This window comes from Aeromonas sp. QDB14, assembly GCF_027707845.1.
Taxonomy (GTDB): Bacteria; Pseudomonadota; Gammaproteobacteria; order Enterobacterales; family Aeromonadaceae; genus Aeromonas; species Aeromonas caviae.
In genome coordinates this window covers 1-25,932 of record NZ_JAPCJD010000036.1, presented here as the reverse complement: position 1 = coordinate 25,932, position 25,932 = coordinate 1, and the positions used below count along the sequence as shown (strand labels likewise).

General features: G+C 63.4%; 27 protein-coding genes, 1 tRNA gene and 3 pseudogenes. 14 read left to right on the top strand and 17 right to left on the bottom strand.

Annotated elements, in window-relative coordinates; genetic code table 11:
• Window positions 1-3 precede the first annotated feature (3 nt).
• The 5 genes from PG887_RS13085 to PG887_RS13065 form a co-directional block, all read right to left on the bottom strand.
• Window positions 4-80, bottom strand: a tRNA-Met gene (locus PG887_RS13085).
• A gap of 224 nt (window positions 81-304) precedes the next feature.
• The gene (locus tag PG887_RS13080; RefSeq protein ID WP_010674858.1) at window positions 305-1,024 is read right to left on the bottom strand and encodes a hypothetical protein; all 720 of its coding nucleotides are present in this window, start codon (window positions 1,022-1,024) and stop codon (window positions 305-307) included.
• Between the two features lie 106 nt (window positions 1,025-1,130).
• On the bottom strand, window positions 1,131-2,765 hold the full coding sequence (locus tag PG887_RS13075) for an ATP-dependent endonuclease (protein WP_214004704.1): 1,635 nt from the start codon (window positions 2,763-2,765) through the stop codon (window positions 1,131-1,133).
• Between the two features lie 76 nt (window positions 2,766-2,841).
• Entirely contained in the window at window positions 2,842-2,964 is a 123-nt protein-coding gene (locus tag PG887_RS13070; RefSeq protein WP_256094327.1) for a hypothetical protein, read from the bottom strand.
• A 62-nt stretch (window positions 2,965-3,026) separates the two neighbouring features.
• On the bottom strand, window positions 3,027-3,914 hold the full coding sequence (locus PG887_RS13065; RefSeq protein ID WP_103261986.1) for a helix-turn-helix domain-containing protein: 888 nt from the start codon (window positions 3,912-3,914) through the stop codon (window positions 3,027-3,029).
• A 169-nt stretch (window positions 3,915-4,083) separates the two neighbouring features.
• Here PG887_RS13065 and PG887_RS13060 point away from each other — a divergent pair, with 169 nt between their 5' ends.
• Both PG887_RS13060 and PG887_RS13055 read left to right on the top strand, forming a co-directional pair.
• Window positions 4,084-5,001 (top strand): DMT family transporter, encoded by a 918-nt coding sequence (locus tag PG887_RS13060; protein WP_010674861.1) that lies wholly within the window; start codon window positions 4,084-4,086, stop codon window positions 4,999-5,001.
• Between the two features lie 51 nt (window positions 5,002-5,052).
• Window positions 5,053-5,985: a LysR family transcriptional regulator gene (locus PG887_RS13055; protein ID WP_270821898.1), complete on the top strand. Its 933-nt coding sequence runs from the start codon at window positions 5,053-5,055 to the stop codon at window positions 5,983-5,985.
• A gap of 52 nt (window positions 5,986-6,037) precedes the next feature.
• Here PG887_RS13055 and PG887_RS13050 read toward each other — a convergent pair whose 3' ends face one another.
• From PG887_RS13050 to PG887_RS13025, 4 genes are all read right to left on the bottom strand, one after another.
• On the bottom strand, window positions 6,038-6,817 hold the full coding sequence (locus tag PG887_RS13050; RefSeq protein ID WP_270821896.1) for a TSUP family transporter: 780 nt from the start codon (window positions 6,815-6,817) through the stop codon (window positions 6,038-6,040).
• A gap of 366 nt (window positions 6,818-7,183) precedes the next feature.
• Window positions 7,184-7,933, bottom strand: a complete 750-nt coding sequence (locus PG887_RS13035) for a tRNA-uridine aminocarboxypropyltransferase (protein WP_102948518.1) — start codon at window positions 7,931-7,933, stop codon at window positions 7,184-7,186.
• 190 nt (window positions 7,934-8,123) lie between these two features.
• Window positions 8,124-9,113: a D-alanine--D-alanine ligase gene (locus tag PG887_RS13030; protein ID WP_270821895.1), complete on the bottom strand. Its 990-nt coding sequence runs from the start codon at window positions 9,111-9,113 to the stop codon at window positions 8,124-8,126.
• A gap of 200 nt (window positions 9,114-9,313) precedes the next feature.
• A complete protein-coding gene (locus PG887_RS13025) occupies window positions 9,314-9,922 on the bottom strand; it encodes a 2OG-Fe(II) oxygenase (protein WP_041211488.1) in 609 nt (202 codons plus the stop codon).
• Window positions 9,923-10,129: 207 nt separating this feature from the next.
• On the opposite strand from PG887_RS13025, the gene PG887_RS13020 reads away from it, so the two are divergent.
• Together PG887_RS13020 and PG887_RS13015 are read left to right on the top strand one after the other, a co-directional pair.
• Window positions 10,130-10,606 (top strand): glutathione peroxidase, encoded by a 477-nt coding sequence (locus PG887_RS13020; protein ID WP_039038588.1) that lies wholly within the window; start codon window positions 10,130-10,132, stop codon window positions 10,604-10,606.
• Between the two features lie 260 nt (window positions 10,607-10,866).
• Entirely contained in the window at window positions 10,867-12,255 is a 1,389-nt protein-coding gene (locus PG887_RS13015; RefSeq protein WP_010674869.1) for a DEAD/DEAH box helicase, read from the top strand.
• 70 nt (window positions 12,256-12,325) lie between these two features.
• Here PG887_RS13015 and PG887_RS13010 read toward each other — a convergent pair whose 3' ends face one another.
• The 3 genes and pseudogenes from PG887_RS13010 to PG887_RS13000 form a co-directional block, all read right to left on the bottom strand.
• Window positions 12,326-12,763 carry an acetyltransferase gene (locus tag PG887_RS13010; RefSeq protein ID WP_010674870.1) on the bottom strand — a complete coding sequence of 146 codons (438 nt, stop codon included), beginning with the start codon at window positions 12,761-12,763 and terminating at the stop codon, window positions 12,326-12,328.
• Between the two features lie 36 nt (window positions 12,764-12,799).
• Window positions 12,800-13,284: pseudogene (locus PG887_RS13005) on the bottom strand (GNAT family N-acetyltransferase).
• 117 nt (window positions 13,285-13,401) lie between these two features.
• A complete protein-coding gene (locus PG887_RS13000) occupies window positions 13,402-14,247 on the bottom strand; it encodes a DUF5718 family protein (protein ID WP_010674872.1) in 846 nt (281 codons plus the stop codon).
• Between the two features lie 267 nt (window positions 14,248-14,514).
• On the opposite strand from PG887_RS13000, the pseudogene PG887_RS12995 reads away from it, so the two are divergent.
• The 4 genes and pseudogenes from PG887_RS12995 to PG887_RS12980 form a co-directional block, all read left to right on the top strand.
• A pseudogene (locus PG887_RS12995) lies at window positions 14,515-15,063 on the top strand (class IV adenylate cyclase); the annotation flags it as partial.
• Window positions 15,064-15,093: 30 nt separating this feature from the next.
• Window positions 15,094-15,486: an NUDIX hydrolase gene (locus tag PG887_RS12990; RefSeq protein ID WP_010674874.1), complete on the top strand. Its 393-nt coding sequence runs from the start codon at window positions 15,094-15,096 to the stop codon at window positions 15,484-15,486.
• Window positions 15,487-15,587: 101 nt separating this feature from the next.
• Window positions 15,588-16,094 carry a GNAT family N-acetyltransferase gene (locus PG887_RS12985; RefSeq protein WP_010674875.1) on the top strand — a complete coding sequence of 169 codons (507 nt, stop codon included), beginning with the start codon at window positions 15,588-15,590 and terminating at the stop codon, window positions 16,092-16,094.
• A gap of 104 nt (window positions 16,095-16,198) precedes the next feature.
• Window positions 16,199-16,507, top strand: coding sequence for an antibiotic biosynthesis monooxygenase family protein (locus PG887_RS12980; RefSeq protein ID WP_010674876.1), 309 nt, complete (start codon window positions 16,199-16,201; stop codon window positions 16,505-16,507).
• Window positions 16,508-16,547: 40 nt separating this feature from the next.
• Here PG887_RS12980 and pdxY read toward each other — a convergent pair whose 3' ends face one another.
• From pdxY to PG887_RS12965, 3 genes are all read right to left on the bottom strand, one after another.
• Window positions 16,548-17,411, bottom strand: coding sequence for a pyridoxal kinase PdxY (pdxY, locus tag PG887_RS12975; RefSeq protein WP_270821893.1), 864 nt, complete (start codon window positions 17,409-17,411; stop codon window positions 16,548-16,550).
• A gap of 518 nt (window positions 17,412-17,929) precedes the next feature.
• Window positions 17,930-18,685 carry a DUF429 domain-containing protein gene (locus tag PG887_RS12970; RefSeq protein WP_029314586.1) on the bottom strand — a complete coding sequence of 252 codons (756 nt, stop codon included), beginning with the start codon at window positions 18,683-18,685 and terminating at the stop codon, window positions 17,930-17,932.
• Window positions 18,686-18,762: 77 nt separating this feature from the next.
• The gene (locus PG887_RS12965; protein WP_010674879.1) at window positions 18,763-19,326 is read right to left on the bottom strand and encodes a VC2662 family protein; all 564 of its coding nucleotides are present in this window, start codon (window positions 19,324-19,326) and stop codon (window positions 18,763-18,765) included.
• A gap of 294 nt (window positions 19,327-19,620) precedes the next feature.
• Between PG887_RS12965 and PG887_RS12960 the strand changes: the two genes are divergently transcribed.
• The 4 genes from PG887_RS12960 (at window position 19,621) to ybcJ (ending at window position 22,654) form a co-directional block, all read left to right on the top strand.
• Window positions 19,621-19,971 carry a phasin family protein gene (locus tag PG887_RS12960; RefSeq protein WP_041211496.1) on the top strand — a complete coding sequence of 117 codons (351 nt, stop codon included), beginning with the start codon at window positions 19,621-19,623 and terminating at the stop codon, window positions 19,969-19,971.
• Between the two features lie 95 nt (window positions 19,972-20,066).
• On the top strand, window positions 20,067-21,854 hold the full coding sequence (locus PG887_RS12955) for a class I poly(R)-hydroxyalkanoic acid synthase (protein WP_270821892.1): 1,788 nt from the start codon (window positions 20,067-20,069) through the stop codon (window positions 21,852-21,854).
• Window positions 21,851-22,255 carry a MaoC family dehydratase gene (locus PG887_RS12950; protein ID WP_010674881.1) on the top strand — a complete coding sequence of 135 codons (405 nt, stop codon included), beginning with the start codon at window positions 21,851-21,853 and terminating at the stop codon, window positions 22,253-22,255. The genes PG887_RS12955 and PG887_RS12950 overlap by 4 nt, the downstream gene beginning before the upstream one ends.
• Before the next feature lie 165 nt (window positions 22,256-22,420).
• Window positions 22,421-22,654, top strand: coding sequence for a ribosome-associated protein YbcJ (ybcJ, locus tag PG887_RS12945; RefSeq protein ID WP_010674882.1), 234 nt, complete (start codon window positions 22,421-22,423; stop codon window positions 22,652-22,654).
• A 156-nt stretch (window positions 22,655-22,810) separates the two neighbouring features.
• Here the strand turns inward: ybcJ and PG887_RS12940 are convergent, their stop codons facing one another.
• Both PG887_RS12940 and PG887_RS12935 read right to left on the bottom strand, forming a co-directional pair.
• Window positions 22,811-23,284 (bottom strand): DUF4442 domain-containing protein, encoded by a 474-nt coding sequence (locus tag PG887_RS12940; protein WP_010674883.1) that lies wholly within the window; start codon window positions 23,282-23,284, stop codon window positions 22,811-22,813.
• Between the two features lie 364 nt (window positions 23,285-23,648).
• A protein-coding gene (locus PG887_RS12935; RefSeq protein WP_270703580.1) for an IS5 family transposase occupies window positions 23,649-24,502 on the bottom strand; the annotation gives its coding sequence in 2 pieces (ribosomal slippage) (window positions 23,649-24,160 and window positions 24,160-24,502; 855 coding nt in all).
• Window positions 24,503-24,643: 141 nt separating this feature from the next.
• Here PG887_RS12935 and PG887_RS12930 point away from each other — a divergent pair.
• Both PG887_RS12930 and PG887_RS22730 read left to right on the top strand, forming a co-directional pair.
• Complete coding sequence (locus PG887_RS12930) at window positions 24,644-25,000, top strand: hypothetical protein (protein ID WP_010674886.1); 357 nt, start codon at window positions 24,644-24,646, stop codon at window positions 24,998-25,000.
• A pseudogene (locus PG887_RS22730) lies at window positions 24,948-25,825 on the top strand (hypothetical protein). Before PG887_RS12930 ends, PG887_RS22730 begins: the two are co-directional and overlap by 53 nt.
• Window positions 25,826-25,932 lie beyond the last annotated feature (107 nt).

Here is a 25,932-nt window from a genome sequence, read left to right as displayed (position 1 = left end):
AGTTGGTTGCGGGGGCCGGATTTGAACCGACGACCTTCGGGTTATGAGCCCGACGAGCTACCGAGCTGCTCCACCCCGCGTCCGAGGTCGCCCATAATAGGCGCCAACGCTGAGATTGCAAGTAAATATCCTAAAAAAAGTTTATTCGGGGATTAAACCGTCACATACCGCGCTCTTTTGCAACAAATCGCAGTTTTTTCAGGCAGCTAGCGATCTCTTCCCCCTCAGGCCCCTCCCCGCCTTTACCCTCTTTCCCATAAAAAAAGCCCGCACGACAAGGTGCGGGCGGGAGAATGCGCCGGGATCAGGCCAGCTGGTGCAACACGCTGGTCGCCGCAATCTGGGCGATGATGAGGCCGCACAGGGTCACGGAGACCACCACGGGGGCCGTCTCCTGCTGACGGTAGATGGGGCTGAACCAGAGCAACAGGGCTGCGACCAGCAGGCCAGCCTGGGTCACTACCCCGGGGATCAGCGGGTCGAGCCCGGCGCTGCTCCCCTGCCAACCCACCAGCACCGCCAGCCAGATAAGACTCAGGATGGCGGAGACGAGCCCCGCCAGGGGCAGCAGCAGATTGAAGGCTTGCAGGCGGTGGCGGGCACGCAGCAGCATCAGGTGGGCAAAGGCCGACCCCAGCAGTACCATCTGCAGCAGGCCGCCGAGCCAGCCCTGGATCTGCATCAGACCCAGCCCGTAGAGGGCGAGCGGCATGGCGGGCAACCACAGCAGGGTGGCGGGGATGGCGCGCTTGCCCTCCAGGCGAGACTGGACCAGGGAGAGCACGATACCGAGCACCAGGGCGGCCCCCCCACTCCAGATGAGCCAGCCCGCAACCTTGGCCTCCACCGCCAGCATCAGAGAGAGCCCGGTGATCACCCAGACCGAGAAGAGCTGGGTAGTGATCCGCGAGCGCTGGCCCGGGCAGAGATCCCCGCGCCACAGGACGAGCCCCACAGCGATCAGGGCCCCCAGGGCCATCAGACCGGTCAGGGGAAAGAGCCAAAAAGGAAGTTGGACGAACATAGGGTCTCCGGCAGCAGTCCGGGTGCGGGTGCACCCATCACAGGGTAAGGAAGGACAAGAGGCAGGGAGTATATCCAAACTCCCTCCGTCTTCCCAACGTCGCCGGTCAGCTTTGTCCCCGGGCAAGGGCAACCACCCGGGCAAACATCTGCTTGAGCACAGGGGGAATGTGCTCGCTGCCGAGGCGCTCCGCCTCCTCCACCACCGCCAGGGCCATGCCTGGCTTGCTGCGATGGTGGATCGCCTTGGCGATGATGCGCCCGGCGTTGAGGGTGGAGCGCCCCCCGACCCCCGCCTCACGCCGGAACACCCCCTCGAACCCGTTCTGGTAGAGGTAGTGCTCTATGTCTGCCGCCGGCAACTGGGTCAGCCGATCCCGCTCGCGCTCCCCCTTGAGCAGGGAGCGGGCGGAGCTTGCATACTTGGCGCCCGCCTCGTCACCGTCGGTGAGCAGGTGCCACTCTATGCCAAAGTCCCGGGCCACCTTGATGAGGGGGGCCTGGCCGCACTGGGCGAACTCGATGATGCGCACCCCCTCCGCCCGCAGGCTGTAGCCGCAGATCTGGGCCAGCTCCGAGAGCAGCCAGATCTCGGTCTCCCCTTCCACCAGCAGCCAGCAGCGGGCAAACATCGACATGGGCCTGTTGATGCGCACATGGAAGGCAATCTTGCGCAGATCGTCGCTGCTGTAGCGCTCCCCTCCCAACTGATGGCAGAGGATGTCCTGCTGGCGGCGCACCAGACGGCGCACCTGATTGAGGGGCAAGGAGGAGAGCAGGTCCCCCGAGTTGGTGGTGAGCAGCTTCTGGCCGGGCAACTGCTCCAGCAGACCCCAGGCCAGGGCCAGCATGGTGGGATGCAAGCGACTCTCGGGGTCTTCCAGCATCAGTATGGGTCTGGCCCCCTCCTCCAGCTCCCGGTTGCCCCGGGCGTGGAGCAGCATGGCCGCCATGCCCGCCATGGCCAGTTGCAGCGCCCGGTTGTCCGCATTGCGCAGCAGCACCTGCAGGTTGCCGGGATTGCGCAGGGTCATGGGGCGATTGACGATATCCCGCTGGCTGCGAGGCTTGTGCTTGATGGGCGCCAGGGCGCTGAAGTAGTGCTCCATCAACTGCTGCACCGCCTGCAGCGCCTCCTTGAGTTCTGGCTCGCCGATGCGCTGGGGCTCATCGGTGAGCTTGCCGGCCAGCTCGTCCAGCCGCTGCTCGCACAGATCCCCCCAGGGCAGCCGCTCGATACCATCCCTGGCGGTACGGGCATCCCGCAGCCTGAACACCGGATTCATGGTGATGAGCAGACGCACCAGCGCCTCGTTGTTGTCGATGGCCAGGCTCTTGCCGATGCCGTCGAGAAAGTCGTGGGTGGTGAGCACGCTGCCATCGTCCTGCAACTCGGCACTGGCACGATAATGCACCCGGTGGAACTTGTCCTTGTGCGGGATCCAGGCCGCCCCGAGGCGGGCCAGACGGCGGGAGTGCTGGCACATCTGGGGACGATACTCGCTGAAGGTGAGCACCAGTTGCAGCGTGCGCGAGGGTTCGAGCTCGGGATCTTCCGGCCGATGAAAATCATCCTGACCAAATTGATAGGGCTCGGCATCCCCCAGCAGGCACCAGAGGGCCCGCAGCAGGCTGGATTTGCCCCAGGCGTTTTCGCCGATGAGCACAGTGGTGTTGTCCAGCCCGAGGGAGAGGCGATTTATTCCGCGAAAACCTTTGACTTCAATGCGTTCCAGAAACATGCGGCCATATCCAGTCCATCCTGATGGCGCAATAGTGGCAAAGTTGCCGGAAAAATCCTATCGGGTTACGGCGTTTTCAGCGGGAACTGTGAGGAACGAGCGGTTCGGGCGGCGTCGGCTGGGTGGCGCGATAGAGGGGGGCATTCCAGTGGTTGAACCAGAGATGGCGAGTACGGGTCTGACGTTTGCGATGATTCAATGGGCATTCCTTTCAATGGACAAGAGACAGAGGGTACACCTCTTTTGCCCAGAGTCTCAGGGTTATCTGTGACAGGAGAATGACAACTGGGCTCGCCACTGGCCCGGGCTCAGGCCGAACGCCTCCCGAAAGCGGTTGCCAAAATGGGCCTGGGAGGAGAAGCCGCACTGGGCGGCGATGCTGGCCAGGGGCTCGCTTCCCGCCAGCAACTGCTTGGCCCGCTTGAGCCGCAGCCCGAGCAGGTAGCGGTGGGGCGGACAGCCCAGGCTCTGCCCGAACATCCGGGCGAAGTGGTATTCGCTCAGACCCGCCTCCCGGGCGAGCTCTCCCAGAGTGACCGGCTCGGCCAGGTGAGCCTGCAGATACTCCTGCACCCGGCGCACCACGGCCGGGGCCAGGCCGCCGCGCACTTCCGGCAGCGCCGGGGCCTCGCGGGTGTGATGGCGATAGGCGTGCAGCATCAGCATCCAGGCACCGTGGGAGAGCGCCATGCGATCGATGCCGTGCTGCCAGTCCAGCTTCATCAATTGCCCCTGCACCAGGGCCACCGCCTGGGGATCGTCGATGAAGGTCTTGTCTTCCAGTTGCAGATGACGCCCCTCCTTGTCACACGCCTGCTCGGCGATGCGGGTGAAGTGGGCGGGGGTGAAGTAGAGGTGGAAGAAGCGAAACTCCTCGCGCACCAACCACTCGGACCTGTGGTGATCCGGCATGATGCACACCTTGCCGGCACCACCATGGCCACCGGGGCCGTCCAGCCGCTCGGTCTGCTCGCCCCCCTGCAGGTAGACGCTGATGGTGTGGTTGCCCGGCTTGTGGTAGCGGGTCTGATCGTAGCGGTTGCACCAGCTCGCCACCCCGAGCCCGGGCTCCAGCCAGCAGGAGTCCTCCAGTCTGGCACCGGTGCTCACCAGGGCATCAAAGACCCCCGTTTGTCTTGTCTGCTGCATGGCATGCTGCACGCTTGCGTACCTCTCCCGCCCCTTTCCTGTCGCCATCTTATCGCGCCTCATGGTCAAAGGCTGCGCCTCCGTTGAAAAAACCGCAAGATGGTGCAAGCCGGCACCCCGCCTCCCGGTTCATGCTGATCACATCATCTTCTCTTGATGGGATCACACCATGAATCTGATGCTCTATGTTTCCACCGTCCTCATCTGGGGCAGCACCTGGATTGCCATCGCCTGGCAGCTCGGCCCCATCCCCATCGAGGTCTCGGTGCTCTATCGTTTCGCCCTGGCGGCCCTGGCCCTGTTCACCCTGCTCACGGTGAGCGGCAAGTTTCCGCGCCTGCCCTGGGCGGGCCAGCGTTATGCAGCCCTGCTCGGCGCGTTGCTCTTTTCCACCAACTTCCTCTGTTTCTACCACGCCACCCTCTATATCCCGAGCGGTCTGTCGGCGGTGATTTTCGCCAGCGCCAGTATCTTCAACGGCCTCAATCTCTGGCTGTTCGAGGGTAAACGACCGGGCCTGCGCTGGCTGCAAGGATCGTTGCTGGGGCTGCTTGGCACCCTGCTGCTCTTCTGGCCGGTGCTGGCGGATGCGCAACTGGGTGCAAACGGCTGGAAGGGCTTGCTCTTTGCCTGCGCCGGCACTCTCTGCTTCTCCCTGGGCAACCTGGTCTCCGCCCGGGGACAGCGCCAGGGCTATCACGTATTGCAGATGGTACCCTGGGGCATGGTCTACGGCGTGGCGCTGCTGCTGGGCTGGGTCACGGTACTCGGTCAGTCACTCACCCTGCCCACCGACCCGCGCTACCTCGCCGCCATGGTCTATCTGGCCATCTTCGGCTCCGTCATCGCCTTCACCGCCTACCTCACCCTGGTGGGGCGCATCGGTGCCAGCAAGGCGGCCTACGCCACCGTGCTCTTCCCCCTGGTGGCCCTCACCCTCTCCACCTTCTATGAAGGCTTTGTCTGGCAGACGGTCTCCATCGTCGGCGTGGTGGTGAGTCTCATTGGCAACCTGGTGATCTTCGCGCCCCCCGTCAAGGCGTGGCGCTGGCCGCTATCAAGGGCCGCAAACGGTACTTGCCCCTGATGCCACCAGCCCCTAAGGTAACCGCGTCCAACACACGAGGAGGGAGGACGCATGTTACTGGAAGGGCTGGAGACACTCTGCCTGCTGGCAAGCGAGGGCACCATGGCCAAGGTTGCAAGCCGCCTCTATATCAGTCAGTCGGCGGTCAGCAAGCGCATCGCCCAGCTGGAGCAGCGCCTTGGCAAGAAGCTCATCGAGCCGGATGGCCGTCATATCCGCCTCACTCCCCAGGCCCGTGAACTGCTCGCCCGGGTAGCCCCGAGCCTCGCCGAAATGAAGGGGGTGCTGGCGGACAGCCAGACCCTCACGGATCAGACCCCTCTGTCCATCGCCTGCTCCGAAACCCTGCTGGCGGGCTACCTCGCCCGCTTCATGCACGCCTATCTTGAACGGGATCCCCACATTGCCCTCTCTACCCACCACACCCCGGTCATTCTGGCCCGGGTGCGCGGCGGGGATGCCCTGCTCGGGATCTGCGCCGGCCGCCTGCCGCCTGGCCATGGGCTGTGTGCCGAACGGCTGCTGGAGGAGCCCTTCTATCTGGTGGGGGAGGCTCTGGATGAGGCGGCGCAGCCGGATCACCAGGGCGCCTTGCAAGAAACTGTGACCAGCAAGCAACTGGCTGAAGGCGACGTTAGTCAGGGGATGCAGGGCAAGGTGCGCAAGATCCTGACCATGGATCTGGAGAACCCCTCCAACCGCTATCTGCGCGAGCCCCTGGCCGCCCTCGGGCTTATCCCCGCCATGGAGCTCGATTCCTACCTGGCGCTGATCGAGCTGGCCAAGGCAGGCATTGGCCCCGTGCTCCTGCCCGCCGGCCTGCTGGCGCTGGTGGGTGAGCAGGGGACACAGGCACGCCCCCTGCCGGGACTGGGCCGCCCGCTCCACCTGGTCTATCGGCCAAACAGCCTCAAGCGCGATCGCATTGCCCGCCTGGTGCAGGCGCTGCAAGCCCATTTCCGGCAACTGACGGCACTGGGCTGAAACGCAAGAGGGCCCGATCTGCGATCGGGCCCTCGTCATGGGGGATATCGGCTCAGCCCAACCAGGCAAAGAGCTCGGGGTACTGGCTCCACACCAGCTTGGCGGACATCACCAGGGAGACGGTCACCAGCAGCGGCTTGATGAGCTTCACCCCTTTCTTGAGCACCAGCTTGGAGCCCATGCGCGCCCCGATGAACTGCCCCAGCGCCATGCACAGCCCCACGCTCCACACCACCTTGCCCCCCAGGGTGAAGAAGAGCAGGGAAGCGATGTTGGAATTGAAGTTGAGCAGCTTGGTGTGGGCGGTGGCCCGCGCCATGCCAAAGCCCGCCAGGGCCACGAAACCGATGGCAAAAAACGACCCCGTGCCCGGCCCGAAGAAGCCGTCATAAAAGCCCACGCCCCCGCCCACCAGCAGGGCGAACGCCATGGGAGTGAGGCGACGCTGGCTCTCCGCATCGCTCACCCTGGGGGAGAAGTAGAAGTAGCAGGCAAACGCCATCAGCAGGAAGGGGAGCAGCCGCTCCAGGATGGCGGCATCGATGGTCTGCACCGCCAGAGTGCCGATGGCCGCCCCGATGAAGGTGCAGATGACCGCCGGCCAGATGATGGCCCACTCAAGGAGCCCCTTGCGGGCATAAAACCAGGTGGCGGAGAAGGAACCGAAACTGCTCTGCAACTTGTTGGTGCCAAGCACCAGGGCCGGCGGCATGCCGGTGGCCAGCAGGGCCGGCACCGTCAAGAGTCCCCCGCCCCCGGCGATGGCATCGATAAAGCCGGCGATGAGGGCCACCCCGAACAGGGCGACCAGGGTGAGCAGTTCCAGTTCCATCCATAGACCTCGTGTGATTGGCGGCGCCCGGCATGGCCTGGAGCCTGAAGGAGTCAACAGGTCGCTATCCTAGCGAGGGCGGGCTCATGAAGCCAACGAAACAATGGCAGCCAACTAATTCCTTATTTTCATCAATCAGCCCGCGAGAGGGCCTGCGCCTTGATAACCGCCAGCCTCTGTAGCAGGGGCGCTTCATCCGCACCGGGCGCACGGCTTACCCGGCCAGCCATGTAGCGGCTACTGATGAGGATTAATCCAGAGCGCGGCTCTGGCCCTTGATGGCCTCCAGCCCCTCCAGCAGGGGCGCTTCATCCTCACCGGGCGCACGGCTTACCCGGCCAGCCATGTAGCGGCTGCTGATGAGGATTAATCCAGAGCGCGGCTCTGGCCCTTGATGGCCTCCAGCCCCTCCAGCAGGGGCCCTTCATCAGCACCGGGTGCACGGCTAACCCGGCCAGCCATGTAGCGGCTGCTGAAGAGATTGAACCAGAGCTGCAGCGCCTGTCCCGCCCGCAGCTCCCCGGCCACTTCCAGCACGCAGGCGGCCACCTCGGCGGTGCACAGGTGCTCGTCGCTGTGGGCGACGCGCATGCCGTAGGTAGAGAGCGCATCCGGCTTGATGGCGAGCACCGGGAAGCCGTCCAGATAGGGACTCTTGTTGAACATCTTGCGCGCCTCGGGCCAGGTGCCGTCCAGCAGGATGAACAGCGGCTTCTTGCCGGGGGCCAGTACCACCTCGCCGGTCAGGCGGTCGGGCGCTTTCTCGCAGGCGGGAAAGACCACGTAGGGCTGCCAGGCGGGATCCGCCAGCAGGGCCAGCAGCTCGGGATGGGGTTCGGTACGCGACCAGAGAAAGGCCCAGGTGGAGTCCGGCAGCACGTCGGCGATGAGGCGCCCGGTGTTGGAGGGCTTCATGGGCTCGCTGTCATACATCATGAGGCAGAAACCGGCCTCGGCCTTGAGCGCCGGGCGCCAGTCGCAGGCACACCAGTCGTGGCGCAGCTGGCAGGCATCACAGCGTGGCACGCTGCCGCCACGGGCAAGAAAGGGTCGGGTCGAGACGCTCTTGCGCCAGATGCGCAGGCGGTTGACGGCGTGATCGGGGATGGGCTTCATGGAACGCGGCTCTGACGGTGCCTGTGGCGGGACAAAAGGGGGCTGATTGTAACGGCGCGCCCTCCTGGCGGCAAGGCTTGCCGGGCGGCGCCCTGCCCCCTTCCCTCCCCGCGCTCTGCCCGCTTCCCCCCATGAAAAAAGGGGCCCTGAGGCCCCTACTCACCATCCGTTGCAACCGGGTCTGGCGACATCAGACCGACTTTCGCAGGATCTGCTCCAGATAGTGCGCGAAGCTGTGGCCGTGGTGCTCCAGCAGTTTCGGGAACATGGAGATGGAGGTCATGCCCGGGAAGGTGTTGATCTCGTTGAGCAAAATCTCCCCCTCTTCGGTCAGGAAGAAGTCGATGCGCGACAGATGAGTCAGCTTGAGCTGACGGAACGCCTTCAAGGCGTACTCGTGGATGGCATCGGCCTGGGCCTGAGTCAGCCCCTCGGCCTTGAGCGCGGTCTCGGTGTGACTGGCGCTGCTGTACTTCTCTTCATAGGTGTAGAACTTGTCCTGGGGTACGCAGATCTCCCCCGGATAGGTGGCCACCAGCTCGTCACCATACTGGTAGACCGCCACTTCCAGCTCGCGGGGCTTGACCGCTTTTTCGATCAATACCTGCTCGGAGTAACCGAAGGCATCGGCAATGCCCTTCACCAGGTCTGCCTCGTTGCTGGCGGAGTAGCAACCCACGGAAGAGCCCTGGGAGGCCGCCTTGATGAAGACCTTGCCCCACTTGGCCAGCGCCGCTTTCGCCTCGATCAGGCTCGCCTCGCCTTGCTCGGTCAGGAACAGGTAGGGGGTATTGGGGATGCCGATGGCGGTGAGCCACAGCTTGGTGGTGATCTTGTTGAAGCACACCTTGCTCGCCTCGGCGTCACAACCCAGATAAGGCAGGCCGGCCAGCTCGAGGAAGGATTGCAGATCGCCGGTCTCACCGGGATAGCCGTGGATGCAGGGCACCACGTAGTCCACCGGACGGGCCACGCTGTCGAACGAGAGCAGCTTGTCCAGCCCCAGCTTGCACTCGCGACCGTCGGCGGAGAGCCAGCGGTCGGCAAACATCTCGACCCGGGTCACTTCGATACCGGGCAGGAGCCCAAGCTGTTTTTCGAGGAAATTGGCGCTGCGCAGCGAGACTTCGTGCTCGGAGCCGCCACCGCCGCACAGCAGCAAGACATGCATGTTCTTCATTAGATGTGATCCCTTGGGAGAAGCGGCTTCGTCATCACCATGTCAAACCCAACCGCATGAAAACCGGACGAAGCCAGAAACGAACATAAGTGCGGGCAGTGTAGCAAGGGAGGGGAAGCCTTGTCAGCCGATGGGGCGCACCTCCCCCTGCCCGGGCAGATAAAAGTCTCTTCCTGTGTCAGAAACAGGATGAAATGCGCTCAGCGGGGGGGATCGACCCGCCCGGCGCCATTGCCGTTGACCCGAAACCAGCCGGCAATGCTGTAGCGCTCCCGGCTTGCGGGCAGCACCTCGTGGGGAAACTCTTCAGACAGGAAGAGCACCAGCCGCCCGCCCCGGGGGGAGACATCCATCAGAAACTGCTCGCTGTCGTCATAGACCCGCAATATTCCCCCCGCCTCTGGCTGCCAGTCGTTGTTCAGGTAGAACACCGAGGTGAGCCGGCGGTTGGATCGCCCGGCGAAGGCGTCGCGATGGGTGGCGTAGAAGTCCCCCTGACGGTAGCGGGCAAAGTGGGCCTCGTAGTCGAACAGCCCCAGCATCAGGCTGCGATTGGCGGCCAGACGCAGGGACTCCATCCGGGCCAGATAGTCGGCCACCGGCGCGCCGAGGGAGGCGTCGAGCCAGTGGATCTGATCCCGACGGATATCGCGGTTGTCCTGATGCAGGGTCTCGCGCCCGATCCCCGCCGGTCGCCACTCGTCCGGCAGGCAAGCCTTGAGGGCATCCACCTCGGCGGCGGTTAAAAAATCATCCACTATCACCCAACCCCGGGTGTAGATGGCATCCATGACGGCTTGATAGTCCAAGATAGGCTCGCAGCGAGGGGAGAGAGTGCGCTTTGTAGCGACTTCGGACCATCGGCACAAACCGGATTGCTTCTCTTGAGAAGTCCCGCCATCAATAGGAGTCTGGGGGGAACAGACGCCCTCCCCCTTGCTCCCCGGCCCTCGGCCCGTTAACGTGCAAGGATTGTCCCCGGGCGCCTTGTCGCCCCTCTTGCATCAGAAGAAACCATGCCCCTGCCCCTCATCCCCCTGCAACGACTCGATGGCACGGCCTGGTCCACCGCCGATCTGCAGGGCCGTGTCGTGCTAGTGGTCAACGTGGCAAGCCGCTGCGGTTTTACCCCCCAATACACCGGGCTTGAGGCCCTCTATCGCCAGTTCGGCCCCCAAGGCTTCGAGATCCTGGGCTTTCCCTGCGATCAGTTCGGCCATCAGGAGCCGGGCGATGCCGAGGAGATCGCCCGCTTCTGCTCGCTCGACTACCCTGTCAGCTTCCCCCTGATGGCCAAGTGCGAGGTCAACGGCGCCGGGGCCCACCCCCTCTATCGCTGGCTCAAGGAGCAAAAGCCCGGACTCCTTGGCAGCGAGGCCATCAAGTGGAACTTCACCAAGTTCCTGATTGACCGTGAAGGCCGGGTGGTGGACCGCTTCGCCCCCCAGACCAGGCCGGAGGATCTGGTGCAGGCCATCGAGGGACTGCTCTGACGGGCGTGCGCCGAGGCCAGGGGGGCCCCTCTTAGCGCCCCCTGGCCTTTCCCTGCCGGGATGGCCGTGGCAACCCTGCTCGCGACACGGCTGCTGCGCGTGCGCCTCGCATCTGCTATATTACGCGCCCACTGTCTCTTGTGCGGTCGCTTTGCCGGGCTCAGGCCCAGCCTCGATGGCGGCCCACCCTATTTTCCATGTCGTGACGGACCAAGGCTGCCGTCACCCGTTGAGCCCAAGGCTCGGAGTGTCCCTCGAACATGTCATTCAATGAACTGGGTCTGTCACCGCACATCCTGCGGGCCGTCAAGGAGCTGGGTTACGAACAACCCACCCCCATCCAGCAGCAAGCCATTCCCGCCATCCTGGCCGGGCAGGACGTGCTGGGCGGCGCCCAGACAGGCACGGGCAAGACGGCCGGTTTCACCCTGCCCATGCTTCATCGACTGCTGGCCAACCACGGCCGTGGCGGTCGTCGCCAGGTGCGAGCCCTGGTGCTGACCCCGACCCGGGAGCTGGCCGCCCAGGTGGGCGAGAGCATCATCAAATATGCCCACCACCTGCCGTTTCGTACCCTGATCGCCTATGGCGGCGTCAGCATCAAGCCGAACCTGGACGCCATCAAGCTCGGGGTCGACATCCTGGTCGCCACCCCGGGCCGCCTGCTGGATCTGCTGACCCAGGGCGCCCTGACCCTGAGCGCCCTCGAGGTGCTGGTGCTGGATGAAGCGGACAGAATGCTCGACATGGGGTTCATCACCGACATTCGCCGCATCATGAAGGCCCTGCCGGAGGAGCGTCAGACCCTGCTCTTCTCCGCCACCTTCTCCAATGACATCAAGGCGCTGGCGGACGATCTGCTCAAGGATCCCACCCTCATCGAGGTGGATCCCAGCAACACCGCCGCCGAGCAGGTAAGCCAGCGCATCATCCAGGTCGATCGGGAACGCCGCCGGGAGATGCTCTCCCACATGATTGGCCGTGGCAACTGGCAGCGGGTGCTGGTGTTCGTGCGCACCAAGCAGATTGCCGACAGGCTCGCCCAGCAGATGCAGAAAGATGGCCTGGATACGGTCGCCATCCACGGTGACAAGAGCCAGGGGGCCCGCAACCGGGCGCTGGCGGATTTTCGTGAAGGCAAGGTGCGGGTGCTGGTTGCCACCGATATCGCCGCACGGGGTCTGGACATCGATCAGCTGCCCCACGTGATCAACTTCGAGCTGCCCCAGATGGCGGAGGATTACATCCACCGCATCGGCCGCACCGGCCGTGCCGGGCGCGGCGGCGAGGCCATCTCCCTGGTGAGCCAGGACGAGCTGGGTCAGCTCAAGGAGATCGAGGCGCTGATCGGCCAATCCCTGACCGTGGAGATCCTGGAAGGGTACGAGCCGAGCGGCAAGCCGAGCCGCCAGACCCTGCCGGGCAGCAAGCCGGTGCAAAACCCGCCCCGCGCCCGTGGCCATGCCAACGCCAAGGGCAAACCCGCCGCCGGGAAAGGCAAGGGGGATGGCGCCAAGAAGCCGGCCCAGCCTGCGCAAAACAAGTCCCGCAAGCGGGAAGTGGTGGGCGAGGACATCGGTTTCGCCCCCATGCGCCGCCTGCCCAAGGCCCAGCGGGGCGACTATCAGGACAACTCCAACGAGGAGTGAGGCGGCGCGAGCACTGCGTCCTGAACAACAAAAAACCGCCCGAGGGCGGTTTTTTTATGCTCTGGCGCCCTTAACCGGCGGCCAAGGCCATGTGCAGCAGGGGATAGGGCTTGCCCTGGCCATCCAGGGGGGAGCGCCCCGTCACCTCGAAGCCCAGGTGCTGGTAGAAGCCGACAGCCTGGGCATTCTGTTCGTTGACGTCCACGCGAGTCGCCCCCAGACAACGGATGGCGTGGTCCACCAGCTGGCGGCCGACCCCGCCCCCTCTCGCCTCGGGAGCGATGAACAGCATCTCGATATTGCCCTCAGCCACCCCGATAAAACCGACGATCACGCCATCCTGCCTGGCGCAATAAAGGCGCACGGCATCGAAATAGTGTTCGAGGATGAGAGGCTTGAGGGTGGCGATGTCTTCCTCTTGCAGGAAGTGATGGGTAGCGCGTACCGAGGCCTCCCAGAGAGCGATCAGGGCCGGGTAATCCTCGGTTTGTGCTGGTTCTATCTTCATGAATTGTTGGCTCAATTTATGGCAAAAGCGCCGATGCTAAGCCTTGGGGCCGAACCTCGTCAAGGTGCAGCCCTGGGCCTCTGCCTGCTTGATGACAAACCCCTTCTCGATGCCCGCCTTGAAGCCCAGCTTCTCATAGAGGCGATGGGCTTCATCGCGCCCTTCCCCCGAGAGCAGCATCACCTTGTAGCCATCCAGCCCCCAGGCCAGGGAGAGCGCCTGTTCAAGCACCTTCTGGCTCAGCCCCTGGCGTCGGAACGCAGAGGCCGTTACCACGTGCTCTATGATGCCAATGGGCCTGCCGCCGTTGCTCAGGGTCGGGATCACCCCGAGCTGGCAGGTGGCGGCGAGCTCACCGCCCACCTTCGCCACGATGATCCGCACCTCGGGCCTGGCCAGCAGGCTCGCGAGCGTCTCCCTCGCCATGGAAAGCGGCATCACGGGATCCCGTGGTCTGAGCTCGGCGTAAAGGCTGAGCAAGCCGCCAGATCCTGCTCCCTGCACTCTCTGATCACCACCATGGCAACCCACCTGATCTGCCACTCCTCTTTCGGCTGATCATGCATGACGCCAGCATGGAGTGTGCGCAGGCATAATAGAGAAAGAAGATGCCTCCCCAGGTTGGGAAGGCATCGCGATCAACGGGTCTTGACCGCCTGGAGCAGGACAGAGACATCGGCGCCAACGCGGCGGGTCGCGATGGCTTCGCGAATGTCGCTCTCGCTGTAGCGACTGGCGGGGTAGACCACCACGCAGGCGGTGTCACCGGGAGCGAGGAAGTGGGTCTCGCCAAAGGGGGTGTAGCGGGTGGCGCCAATGCTGATGAGCGCATGGGCCGGGCGCCCCGCCTGGGCCAGCAGCCCCTGGATATGCTCGGCCGGGCCTTCGTCCTGCTGATGGTTGAACTTGTCGATGGCCCACGCCAGCAACTGACCGTGGAAGTAGCTGTAGTCCACCGCCGCGCTGTCGATCCCGTAGGGGTGCAGCTCCCCGTCCCGCTCCAGATAGCAGGCGATGCGGTAGTCATCGAGCTCGCATCCTGCGGCAAAGTGGGTCAGGGGCAGCAGGTTCGCGGCCAGCCCCTTGCTCTCTTCACCCCAGTTCTTCTTCTCGCTGATCTTGTTGGCATTGGGGCGACGGATGGAGCAGTCGTTGTAGGCGCCAAACGCCTTGGGATGGATGGCCACCACCTGCTCCCCCGCGTACTCCAGCTCGCACCACAGTGCCACCTCGGGTTCAATCTGCACCTTCTCGTCCCCGCTCACCGCCGCCTCCGGCAGGAAGATGGCATCGCCGCTCAGGGGAAAGACCCCGAGCTGGCCGGGATGGTTCGGCACATAGAAGGGGAACAGCGCCTTGGGGGCGACCTTGTCGTCAACCTTGACGGCGACGAAGTCCGCCGCCTCCCCTGCCTGCTCCAGGTGACCGGCGAAGTTGCCCGCCACGCCCAGTCCGATAAAGGGGGGCTGTGAGGTGATCTGCATCTGTGGCTCCACTGGCGCGGCCGGGGCCGCCGCCTCGTTGTCGTTGTTCAGGGCGGAAATACCGCCAAAGAGGGAGCTTATTAGAGCACAGCCCCCGTACGGCGCCCAGCCACCGGGCCACAAGCTGTGCACCAGGGCGGATTTCCCCTCACCATCTGGTCATAAAGTCGGCAGTCGATGCGAAGCTGTGATCCCGATGCTTGGGAGAGCCCGGCACTTTTGCTAGGCTGCCCTATTCATTTGCCGTTCGGGAGCCGTCGCAAGGCCATGGCCACCCACTTTCAGGGGCGCTTCGAGGTGGAGTTCAAATACCGCCTGACGGACAGCGCCGCCTTTGTGCATACCCTCACGGCCCTCAGCCCCGAGGTGATGGTGGCGGACAATCATGAGCAGGACTGCTACTTCGACACGGCAGATGGCGCCCTGGCCCGGGCAGAGAAGAGCCTGATCATCCGCACCATGGCCCCCAGCGGCATCCGGCTCTGGATAGTCAAAGGACCCGGACCCGATCGCTGCGAGGCGGTCAACATCACCGATGCGGACAAGGCGGCCAGCATGGTGCGCACCCTGGGCTACCAGCCGGTGCTGACCATCGACAAGCGGCGCAGCATCTATTTTCTGGGGGCCTTCCACGTCACGGTGGATCACCTGGCAGGCGTCGGTGATTTTGCCGAGCTCGCCATCATGACTGACGACGAGACCGCCCTGCCCGCCTACCGCGCGCAGTTGCTGGCGCTGGCTAGCCGGCTGGGACTGGCGCCCGAGATGCGGGAAACCCGCTCCTATCGCACCCTGTGCGAGCAGCGAGCCCCCCCTTTGACAAGCGGCAACAAGAGGAATCTGCCCATGATCGACAAACTCGCCTGGCTGACCTTCAAGGAGGGACAACTGCTGTGCGCCCGCTCCCACGGCAAGGACATCTACTACATTCCGGGGGGCAAGCGCGAGCCGGGCGAGAGCGACGAGGCGGCCCTCGTTCGTGAAATCGAGGAAGAGCTCGCGGTCATCCTGAAACCCGACACCCTGGCGTTCGCCTGCGAGTTCAGCGCCCAGGCGGACGGCAAGCCGCAAGGGGTGAATGTCAATCTGCGTTGCTACACGGGGGACGCCGACGGCACGCCCGTCGCCTCGGCGGAGATCGCCGAGCTGCGCTGGCTGGACAGCCGCCACCTGGCCGAAGTCTCCCCCGTCTCCCGCCTGCTGTTCCAGTGGCTGGCAGCGCAGGGACTGATCCATTAAGAGACGGCGCACCTGACCGGATGATAATAGCACCGGCAGGAGAGTCCGCGCCCGAGACGTTAATCCCCCACGTGGGCCAAGAGAGAAGATGAGGACATTCAATGGAGATCCTTGAGGTCGAGAGCACCAGAGGCATCAAACCGGCGCTGATCGCCCTGCTGCAAGATTGCGTGGCCAGCGGTGCCTCGGTGGGCTTTCTGCCTCCCCTGCAGGAAGAGCAGGGGCTGGCGTACTGGCAAGGCATCGAGGGGGAGCTGGCGGATGGAGTGCGCAAGCTCTGGGTGGCGTTTGATCAGCACCATCTGGTGGGCGCCCTGCAGCTCTCCCTGTGCACAAAGGCCAACGGGGGCCACAGGGCCGAAGTGGAAAAGCTGATGGTCCACAGCCAGGCCCGTGGCAAGGGGGTGGGCCGCGCCCTGATGAACGCCATGGAGCAAGGGGCCCGGGACGCCAGGCGTACCTTGCTGGTGCTGGATACCCGGGTCGGCGACGTGGCCTCCAGCCTCTATCGCCAGCTCGGCTATCAGGAGGCCGGCCAGATCCCGGACTTCGCCCGCAATGGGGACGGCACCCTCGCCGCCACCCAGTTCTTCTACAAGCAGCTCTGAGGCAGACGGCCTGGCAAGACCGGACAGCGTGCCGGTCTTGCCCCCTCCAAGGCTCGGCGTACATAGGTTTTTGGTTCAATCAGACTCATCGGCAAGGAGCCATCATGATATTGGAAGTCGCCCATCTGCAGATCATTCCCGGCAAGGCCACTGACTTCGAGCAGGCCTTCGCCCGAGCCCAGCACATCATCAGCGCCATGCCCGGCTACCTGGGCCACCAGTTGCAGCGTGCCCTGGACGATCCCCATCACTACCTGCTGCTGGTGCAGTGGGCGCGGCTGGAAGATCACACCCGGGGGTTCAGGGGCTCCCCCCGGTACCAGGAGTGGAAGGCCCTGCTGCACCACTTCTACGACCCCTTCCCCAGGGTCGAACATTTTCAGGATGCAACACCGATCAGTGCCGCAAGCTGAACCTTGATCAGCTCGTCCCGTCACGGGCTGATCAATGGCGTCAGGCCAGGCGCTCGGCCCTGTGGGCAATCTGCGGCTCGGCAAAGGCGCTCTGGGCCGCGATGAGCTGCAGCTCGTAGGCATTCGCCTCCCAGGTCTGTCTCAGCACCGCATCCACCGCGGCGTTGGTGCGCTCGAAGGCGCTCACCCCATCATATCCCGCCTGCAGGTTGGCCAGCATCAGGGCGCTGATGAGATCCCCCACGCCCACCGGTTGGCGCGCGAAATCGTAAAGGGGACGGGCGATCAGATAGTCTCCCTCGGGGGTGGCAAGCAGCATCTCGAAGCGGCCGGGGACGCTGGCGGCGCGACCCAGGTGCTTGACCAGCACCATCTTCACCCCCTTCTCCAGCAACTGGCGTGCGGCGACCCGGGTCTGGGCCAGGGTTGTCAGATGGACATCGCACAGGGTCTCCAGCTCCAGCAGATTGGGGGCCATGATGTCCGCCACCGGCAGGGCCTGCTCGGTGAGAAAGCGGGTGACGCCCGGGGCGACGATGCACCCCTTCTCCGGATGCCCCATCACGGGATCGCAGAAATAGAGGGCCGCCGGATTGGCTCGTTTCACCGCCGCCACCACCTCCAGGATCTCGTCCCCCTGCTCCGCCGAGCCCAGATAGCCACTTAGCACCGCATCGCAGCGCGCCAGCACCTCGATATTGCAAAGCCCCTGGCACAAGGCGGCAATGTGGCCCGCCGGCATTGCCATTCCCTGCCAACCCGCCTCGTACTGGGTGTGGTTGGAGAACTGCACCGTATTGATGGGCCACACCTCCATGCCGAGACGGCGCATGGGGAACACGGCGGCGCTGTTGCCGGCACAGCCAAACACCACGTGGGACTGGATAGAGAGAATGCGTTTCATCGACACCACCGGACAAGAAGCCTGAGGAAAAGAGGCAATATATCGGATGAAGAGACGGCTCTTCCAGCAATTAACGCCCTGACTCCCTATTTATGCTTCTGCAGGCTTAACCTGCCGCATATTTGACCCCCGCTACCCTGTTTCTGTACAACCCTGGAGCCATCTCCCCGCTGCTGCGGGGTGATAAATGTACTTGTACGTCTCTTGTCTGATGGCATACAAGGTGATTTTTAAACCAGCCATGAACAGTCGGGATCAAGGATGAGGTCCGATGAAAAGGCGCCAGTCGGCAGTCGGCAGTCGGCAGTCGGCAGTCGGCAGTCGGCAGTCGCAAAGTAAGGCAACAAGGGCAAGGGTCAAGGAGACGTCGGAAGATCACAGGACAAAGGCGGCCTCCCCTTGCCTGACACCGTGGCAACGGCAAGCCATACGCAGTGGCGACAGCAAGTCACGTCACCAGTGCCGTGACTGCAGCGAGTCGCCAGCAGTCGTCAGAGGGAGCGCGGTGCTTGGGCGTCTCAATCCCGGGCGAAGTGGTAGACCCAGCCTTCGTCCGGTGCCATCTCCTCCGGCAGGTCCACCAGAGCAGGCAGCGAGGTGACGGCCCCTTCGGCCGCATATTGCAGGGCCATCAGGGCGCAGAGCGCGGCATCATAGGGATCCGTTCCAGGGATGAGGATTGCTGGCAGGTGGGGTTGCAGCTCGGGCCGCACAGCAGAGGCTTTGCCCCCCATTTTGGCCAGGGCGGGATAGACCTCCAGCACCGCGCGCCCGGCAGCCCTCGCCCGTTTTGGCACCAGTTGCAGATCCCCGAGGCGCGGCAGCATGGAGAGGGCCAGGGTGGCGTTGTTGCCGAGCCTGTCGAAGGTGGCGGAGAGGGGCTTCTTGCCATAGTGCTGATAGAGCCAGCGCTCGCAATCCCGGTAGGCGTAAGGGTTGTCAATCTCCCGCTGGGGCACGGGAAAGCCGCTCCCCCACCCCGCCAGCAGATCGGCGAGGGCGCGGGGAAAGGCCAGGGGCGCATCGATGCCGAGAGCAAGGCGCGGGCAGGCCAGCACCTGCATCAGCGCCACCTCGTCTTGCAGGGCCGGGCGCAGCAGGGCATCCAGATCCGGCGCGACCCGGGAGCTCAGGCGAAACAGGGGGGAGATCCCGAGCCAGTGCAGACGCGACTCCCGGGCCTGCCAACCCACCACCGCCACCGCCTGGGCATTGCCCTGCCAGCCCCTCACGTCCCAGCCGATGCCGATGGCGTCCATGTGTTCCGTTGTCATGCCCCTGTTACCTCTGTGCAGCCTTGATGGAGCACAGGGTAATGGCTGCCCCTCCTAAAGCAAGGGCAAGTTGGTCCCTAGAAGGATTTCTTGAAGTTGATCAGGGGCAGAATGGGGAAGATGCCGTTCTCGGCGTAGTTGGCCAGGCCAATCTGCAAGCCGTCCAGGTGCTTGGTGGCATTGACGAATCCCAGCTGGAACGTGGTGCGTTCGGCATAGTTGACGAAGCCGACGTTGGCCAGGGCATTGCCCTGGGCGATGTTGACCGCCCCCCAGTTGAGCCCCTTCACATTGTTGGTCAGGTTGACGAAGCCCAGATTGAGGCCGGTATCCTGCCCTTCGTGCCAGTTGACGGCGTTGATGGCGACCCCGCCAAACTGATGGCGCACCCGGCTCGCGCCAAAGAACACACCAAGCTGCAGGCCGGTGAACTGATCCACGTCGGAGAGGGCGAACACCGGCAGATCGATCCCCTTCACCTGGCCGGTGCGGCCGTAGAGGAAGGAAGCCCTTGCCCCTTCCACCTGATTGGACGAGGGTAGGTTGACACCGGGCAGGGAGATCTGGACCGGCGTGCTGGCCTGGGCGACACCGGCGAGGGTCAGGGCACCACAGCCGAGCAGCAGGGCGAACGGTTTCATCGGGGATTCCTTGTGAAGAGGGTGTGGCTCAAGGGTACCAGCGCAGGCCCCGGGGAACGAGACCCCGCCCCCTGCCCTGCGTCACCTCTCGTCTGAACCCGGGGATGGCTCTCTCGGCGGATTGGAAAATTCAAACAGAAACTAACATTTATACCAAAGGTGGATTGGTTGCAGAATGCTCAAACGTGTGTTTGAACAGAGCAAACAACACGTAACACAGGGATGACGTGCTGTACCCGCAAGAAGGGTCGATTGACCCGCAAAAACAGTGTTCTGCCGAACCGGAGACCCATGATGAATATGGACGTGATCAAGAGCTTTACCGAGCAGATGCAAGGCTTTGCCGCTCCCCTCACCCGCTACAACCAGCTGCTGGCCAGCAACATCGAACAGCTGACCCGGTTGCAACTGGCGTCCGCCAATGCCTACGCCGAACTGGGGCTCAACCAGTTGCAGGCCGTCGGCAAGGTGCAGGATGCCCAGAGCCTGGCGGCCCTCGGCACCGTGCAGCTGGAGAGCGCCAGCCAGCTCTCCCGACAGATGCTGGATGACATCCAGAAGCTCAGCACCCTCGGCCAGCAGTTCAAGGAAGAACTGGATGCCCTGACCGCAGATGGCATCAAGAAGAGCACGGGCAAGGCCTGATAACCCCTGGCTGCCCGTCTTGCGGGCAGCCACATCTCCCCACGACTCGACAGAACGGGCAAGTGCCCGCCCCGGGCGTGGGTGAAGGAGAACACATGAGCCAATCATCTTACGGCCCGCTGTTCGAGGCCCTGGCCCACTACAACGACAAGCTGCTGGCCATGGCCAGAGTCCAGACCGAGCGCACCGCCCAGGCCCTGCTGCAGACCAGTCTGGACGATCTGGGCCAGGTGCTGGAGCAGGGCAGCCAGCAGCCCTGGCAGCTGATCCAGTCCCAGATGAACTGGTGGCAGGATCAGCTCAAGCTGATGCAGCACACCCTGCTCAAGAGTGCAGGCCAGCCGAGCGAGCCGGTGATCACCCCGGATCGCAGCGATCGCCGCTTCAAGGCCGACGCCTGGAGCGAGCAACCCCTCTATGACTACCTCAAGCAATCCTATCTGCTGACCGCAAGACACCTGCTGGCGGCGGTGGATGCCCTGGAGGGCGTGCCCGAGAAGAGCCGGGAGCGACTGCGCTTTTTCACCCGCCAGTACGTCAACGCCATGGCTCCCAGCAACTTCCTGGCCACCAACCCGGAGCTGCTCAAGCTCACCCTGGAGTCCGACGGCCAGAATCTGGTGCGCGGCCTTGCGCTCCTGGCCGAAGATCTGGAGCGCAGCGCCGATCACCTCAACATCCGCCTGACCGACGAGTCCGCCTTCGAGCTCGGCCGGGATCTGGCGACCACCCCGGGCCGGGTAGTGCTGCGCACCGAGCTCTTTGAGCTCATCCAGTACAGCCCGACCACAGCGACGGTGGGCAAGACCCCGGTGCTGGTCGTGCCCCCCTTCATCAACAAGTACTACATCATGGACATGCGCCCCCAGAACTCCCTGGTGGCCTGGCTGGTCGCCCAGGGGCAGACGGTCTTCATGATCTCCTGGCGCAACCCGGGGGTGGCACAGGGGCAGGTCGATCTCGACGACTACGTGGTGGACGGGGTCATCGCCGCCCTGGACGCCGTGGAGGCAGCCACCGGCGAGCGGGAGGTGCACGGCATCGGCTACTGCATCGGTGGCACTGCGTTGTCACTCGCCATGGGCTGGCTGGCGGCGCGGCGCCAGAAGCAGCGGGTGCGTAGCGCCACCCTGTTCACCACCCTGCTGGACTTCTCCCAGCCCGGGGAGCTTGGCATCTTCATCCACGAGCCCATCATCGCGGCGCTGGAGGCGCAGAACGAGGCCAGGGGCATCATGGACGGGCGCCAGCTGGCGGTCTCCTTCAGTCTGCTGCGGGAGAACAGCCTCTACTGGAACTACTACATCGACAGCTACCTCAAGGGCCAGAGCCCGGTGGCATCCGATCTGCTGCACTGGAACAGCGACAGCACCAACGTGGCGGGCAAGATCCACAACAGCCTGCTGCGCCGACTCTACCTGGAAAACCAGCTGGTGAAGGGGGAGCTCAAGATCCGCCACACCCGCATCGCTCTCGCCAAGGTGAAGACCCCGGTGCTGCTGGTGTCCGCCGTGGACGATCACATCGCCCTCTGGCAGGGAACCTGGCAGGGCATGGCGCTGTTCGGGGGCGAACGGCGCTTCATTCTGGCCGAATCCGGGCACATCGCCGGCATCATCAATCCACCGGATGCCAACAAATACGGCTTCTGGCAGAGCGAGGTCGAGGCGGACAGCCCGGCGCAGTGGCTGGCGGGGGCGACCCACCAGAGCGGCTCCTGGTGGCCCGAGATGATGCGCTTTATCAAAGACCGTGACGAAGCAGACCCCGTCCCCGCCCGGCAGCCTGTCGAGGGGCTGGAGGCGGCCCCCGGCAGCTACGTCAAGGTACGGCTCAATCCGGTGTTTGCCGGCGTCAGGATGCAAGAAGAGGAACCCGCATGAGTACACAACCCCTTGCCGTGGGCCAGAAGGCTCGCCTGACCAAGCGCTTCGGCCCGGCCGAGGTGGCGGCCTTCGCCGGCCTCTCGGAGGATTTCAATCCCCTGCACCTGGACCCGGACTTTGCCGCCACGACGGTGTTCGAGCGCCCCATCGTCCACGGAATGCTGCTGGCGAGCCTCTTCTCCGGGCTCCTCGGGCAGCAACTGCCCGGGAAAGGGAGCATCTATCTGGGCCAGAGCCTCTCCTTCACGCTCCCGGTGTTCGTGGGGGACGAGGTGACGGCGGAGGTGGAGGTGATTGCCCTTCGAAGCGACAAGCCCATCGCCACCCTGGCCACCCGCATCTTCACCCAGGGCGGCGCCCTCGCCGTGACGGGGGAAGCGGTGGTGAAACTCCCTTGAGCGCCAGTGGCCCCCAGAGACACAACCAGCCCGGTCGGGCTGGTTTTATTGCCTGTGCTCGCCCCTTTTTCGGGGCAATTCGGCCCGGGCCCTTTCCCTGCCCCGCCTAACTGCCTAGAATGAGCCCCCGCTGTTTCAGCCATTCATCCAGCTAGAGGATTTCCCATGGAGACGTTTCTGCTCGAAGGTCACCCCTTCGTTGCCTTGTGTGACCTGATCAAGCATCAGGGTTGGGCCGATTGTGGCGGTGCCGCCAAGGCGCTGGTCGCCGAGGGCCTGGTGGAAGTGGACGGTCAGGTCGAGACCCGCAAACGCTGCAAGATAGTCGCCGAGCAGGTGGTCAACTTCAACGGCATGAAGGTAGTCGTGAAAGAAGGCGTCAGCCCCGAGATCCTCTGATCCTGACGCCCTGCCACGCAAGCGCTACCCAGCACAGTGGCCGAGCGGGCGGTCAACTTCAACGGCATGAAGCATGAAGGCCGTGGTGAAGGAAGGGAGCAGTCCCGAGATCCTTTGATACCGGCTTGAACAAGGGCGCCAAGCGCCCTCTGGCCTTCAGCTTGCCTTGATGGAGAGGGTCAGCACAAAGCGGGCCATGGCCTCGTCGCCGTTGCGCGACGGGCAGGTGGCCACCACCTGGATGGGGCGGTTGATGCGCTGACCGCTCGCCAGGGACTCGTCGATCATGGCGTCGATAAGCTCCCCCGCCGCGCAATCAAACTGCACGTCCCCCTCCGGGCGCTTCAAAAACTCCCCTTGCACATCCTTGAAGGCAAAATGCACCTTCTTGCGCCGCGCCCGCCCCTTCTCCATGACCAGGAGTCCCCCCACCAGGTCGGCACCGGTGGCGAGCGCCCCGAAATACATGCTGCCCAGGTGGTTGCGGGTGCGCCAGCCCAGCGGAATGCGGATGCGCAGCGCCCTGGCGTCCATCTGCTCGATGACGGGGGCACAGAAACCAATGACGGGAATGTAGCGCCAGGCGAACAGACGCAGGGCGAGGTTGGCTTTGAGGCGTTGCAGGTCCATTGCAAACTGATCCGATGAGTAAATGTGATATAAATGTTGCCAGTCTGCTTCCCGATAGACAAGCCTCCCGTGCCATCCCTGTGAGCGGCCCCCCAAAGGGTATTTGCAAAATTCATGCAATGGCCAGGTTCTATTTGCCTGGCAAATGATAAAACCGGCCTTTCCTGACCCCGGGTCGCCCCTCTCTTTTCCCTTTTTCCGATTTTTTTCAAGGTCCCGCCCCGGATGACGGGACCATGGCGGCCATATCCGAATGAAACACAACGAGAAATACTCCCCGTCTGGGGGCTAGCCCAGGATCCCGCCCCCGCCACTGGGATTATTCGCAGTAACCAAACCCCCTCTCCCTCGCTAGGCTGTGTTCTCAAAATGCTGGTTTTCTGTCCACCAATAGCTCTCGTAAGTAACGAAGGCAGAAAGCCAGCTTGATAAAAGCAGCAAAACTTCCCGCCAGCTTTTCATATCTCGTTGAGAATCGGCGAAACTTCTTCAGCCATCCGAAGCACCGCTCGACCACATTTCGCCTGCGATAACGAGCTTTGTCTAATACCAGAGGTCGTCCCTTATGGTGCCGCTGCTGGTCGCTGCGCTGCGGGATGACTGCTTTTATCCCTCTGCGCCGGAGTTCGGCCCGCAAAGCCCTGCTGCTATAGGCCTTATCTGCGGCAAGATGTGTTGGTCGCGTGCGATAACGGCCTGATGAAGTCGGGATCCTTGCCATGGCCAACGCACTTGTCGCATATCTGATTTCCGCTGATTGCCCCGGCGAAAGGCAGAACCCCAGCGGTAAACCATTACCATCAGTGACCAAGTGAATTTTGCTGCCAAAACCACCACGAGAGCGACCAAGTGCTTGATTCACCGGAGTGTTTTTTTACGCGCTCCGGCAGCATCTTTGGATACCCTGACATTGGAGCCGTCCAGGCACCACAGGTCGAAATCGATGAGCCCTTCTTCATTGAGCTTGAGTTGCAGCGCTTCCAGAATGGCATCAATCCGGCCTGCATCCTGCCAACGCCGGAAGGTGTTGTAGACCGAATTCCATGGTCCGAAACGTTCTGGAAGGTCTCGCCAAGGAGCTCCGGTGTGGAGTATCCAGAGAATGCCATCGAGCACTTGGCGCGGTTCATGGGTAGGGCGCCCGATCAGGCTTCGAGAAGGAAACTGGGGCTCGATAAGCCCCCATTGTGCATCAGTCAGCTGATAACGGCGGGACACGGAATGGATCTTAAGCTGTTGAGAAGATGTGAGATTATATCTTCATCACTTTAAGAACACAGCCTAGGCTGTTGCTGGCCAGGAAGTAGCCACTCGGCACCGGGTCAACCCGTCTACCAATCTCACCATAAGGATAGAGAGATGAGTCACGTGCAACAGTTGTTCAACGGGGGCGAGAGCGCCGGTACTTTCCAGCTCAACTTCAACAACAACCGTGCCTACGAGCTGTTTGGCCGGGAGTACCTCAAGTGCTATGCCAACCTCAGCGCCAAGGGGAAGATGAGCAAGCCCCTGCCCACCGGGCCGCTGAGCTACACCGTCGACTTCGCCATGGATTGCGGCTGCAGTTCGGTGCTGTTTGACTTCAACCTCGCCTACAAGAAGACCTTCGGCAACCAGTTGCAGGCCCCCCTGTGGCGCGAGTCGGACTACGAGGCCGTAGCTGGTGCTCTGCCAGCTGGTGCGCGAGGCACCGGCCAACCGCCTGAGCAACCATGATCAGTTCGCCGAGGCCGAGGCCTTCTTCAACGACGTCAATCTGCCCGACACCGTCCGGGCGGTGGGCAGTGATCCCTATGCCGACAAGGACGGCCTGGTGGAGTTCATCGTGGCCAACGAGCTGCTGGACGATCCCGCAGTCATGGCCAAGCTGGCGGAACAGAAGGCCTACCTCATCGCCATCACCTCCGTGGTCACCGCCTACATCAACCGTTACGCCGAAGCCTATGGCGAGCAGTACAAGACGGACGCGGATCTCTGGGCCAGGGCCCTCTCCAAGATCCCCCTGATGGGGCCGAGCAAGATCGATCAGCAGAGCTACAGCCGCCACATCAAGGGGCTCAGCATCGCCACCGACTTCATCAACTTCATCATGGACGTGGTGGTGAGCCAGGGCACCACGGCGCTGGCCAGCTTCAACAAGTTCCTGCAAAAGCAGGGGGATGCCATCCGCTTCGGGGTGGAGAACAACAAGGACTTCACAAGACCATCACGGTGGGGGTCACAGTGGAAGTGTTCAAGGTGGGCAACGAGCTGGTCTATGTGCCGAAGATCAAGCAGTACCGCGTCAACTTCGACCGCCAGAACAGCAAGTTCACCTCCGCCTGTGCCAGCGCCGAGTTCGTCGACATCTACTTCAACTACCTCTATGCCGCCAACGTGTTCGACTACGAGGCCCTCAAGGACCCCGAGATCAAGCGCGACTTCGACAACTTCATCCAGAAGCAGCGCAAGGCACAAATTGAAGAAGCGGATACCTTCTTCAACGATGACTTCCCGCCCCTGGAGCCCAAGCTGGTCAGCCGCAGCAAGGTCACGGTGTAACCCTGCCTGTCAAAAAAAACAGCCGGCAGATGCCGCAATGCTGTTCACTTAAGCGGAGCCGCATTGCGATTTACCGGAAAACGGGTCTTTGATATCTTCACCGCCCT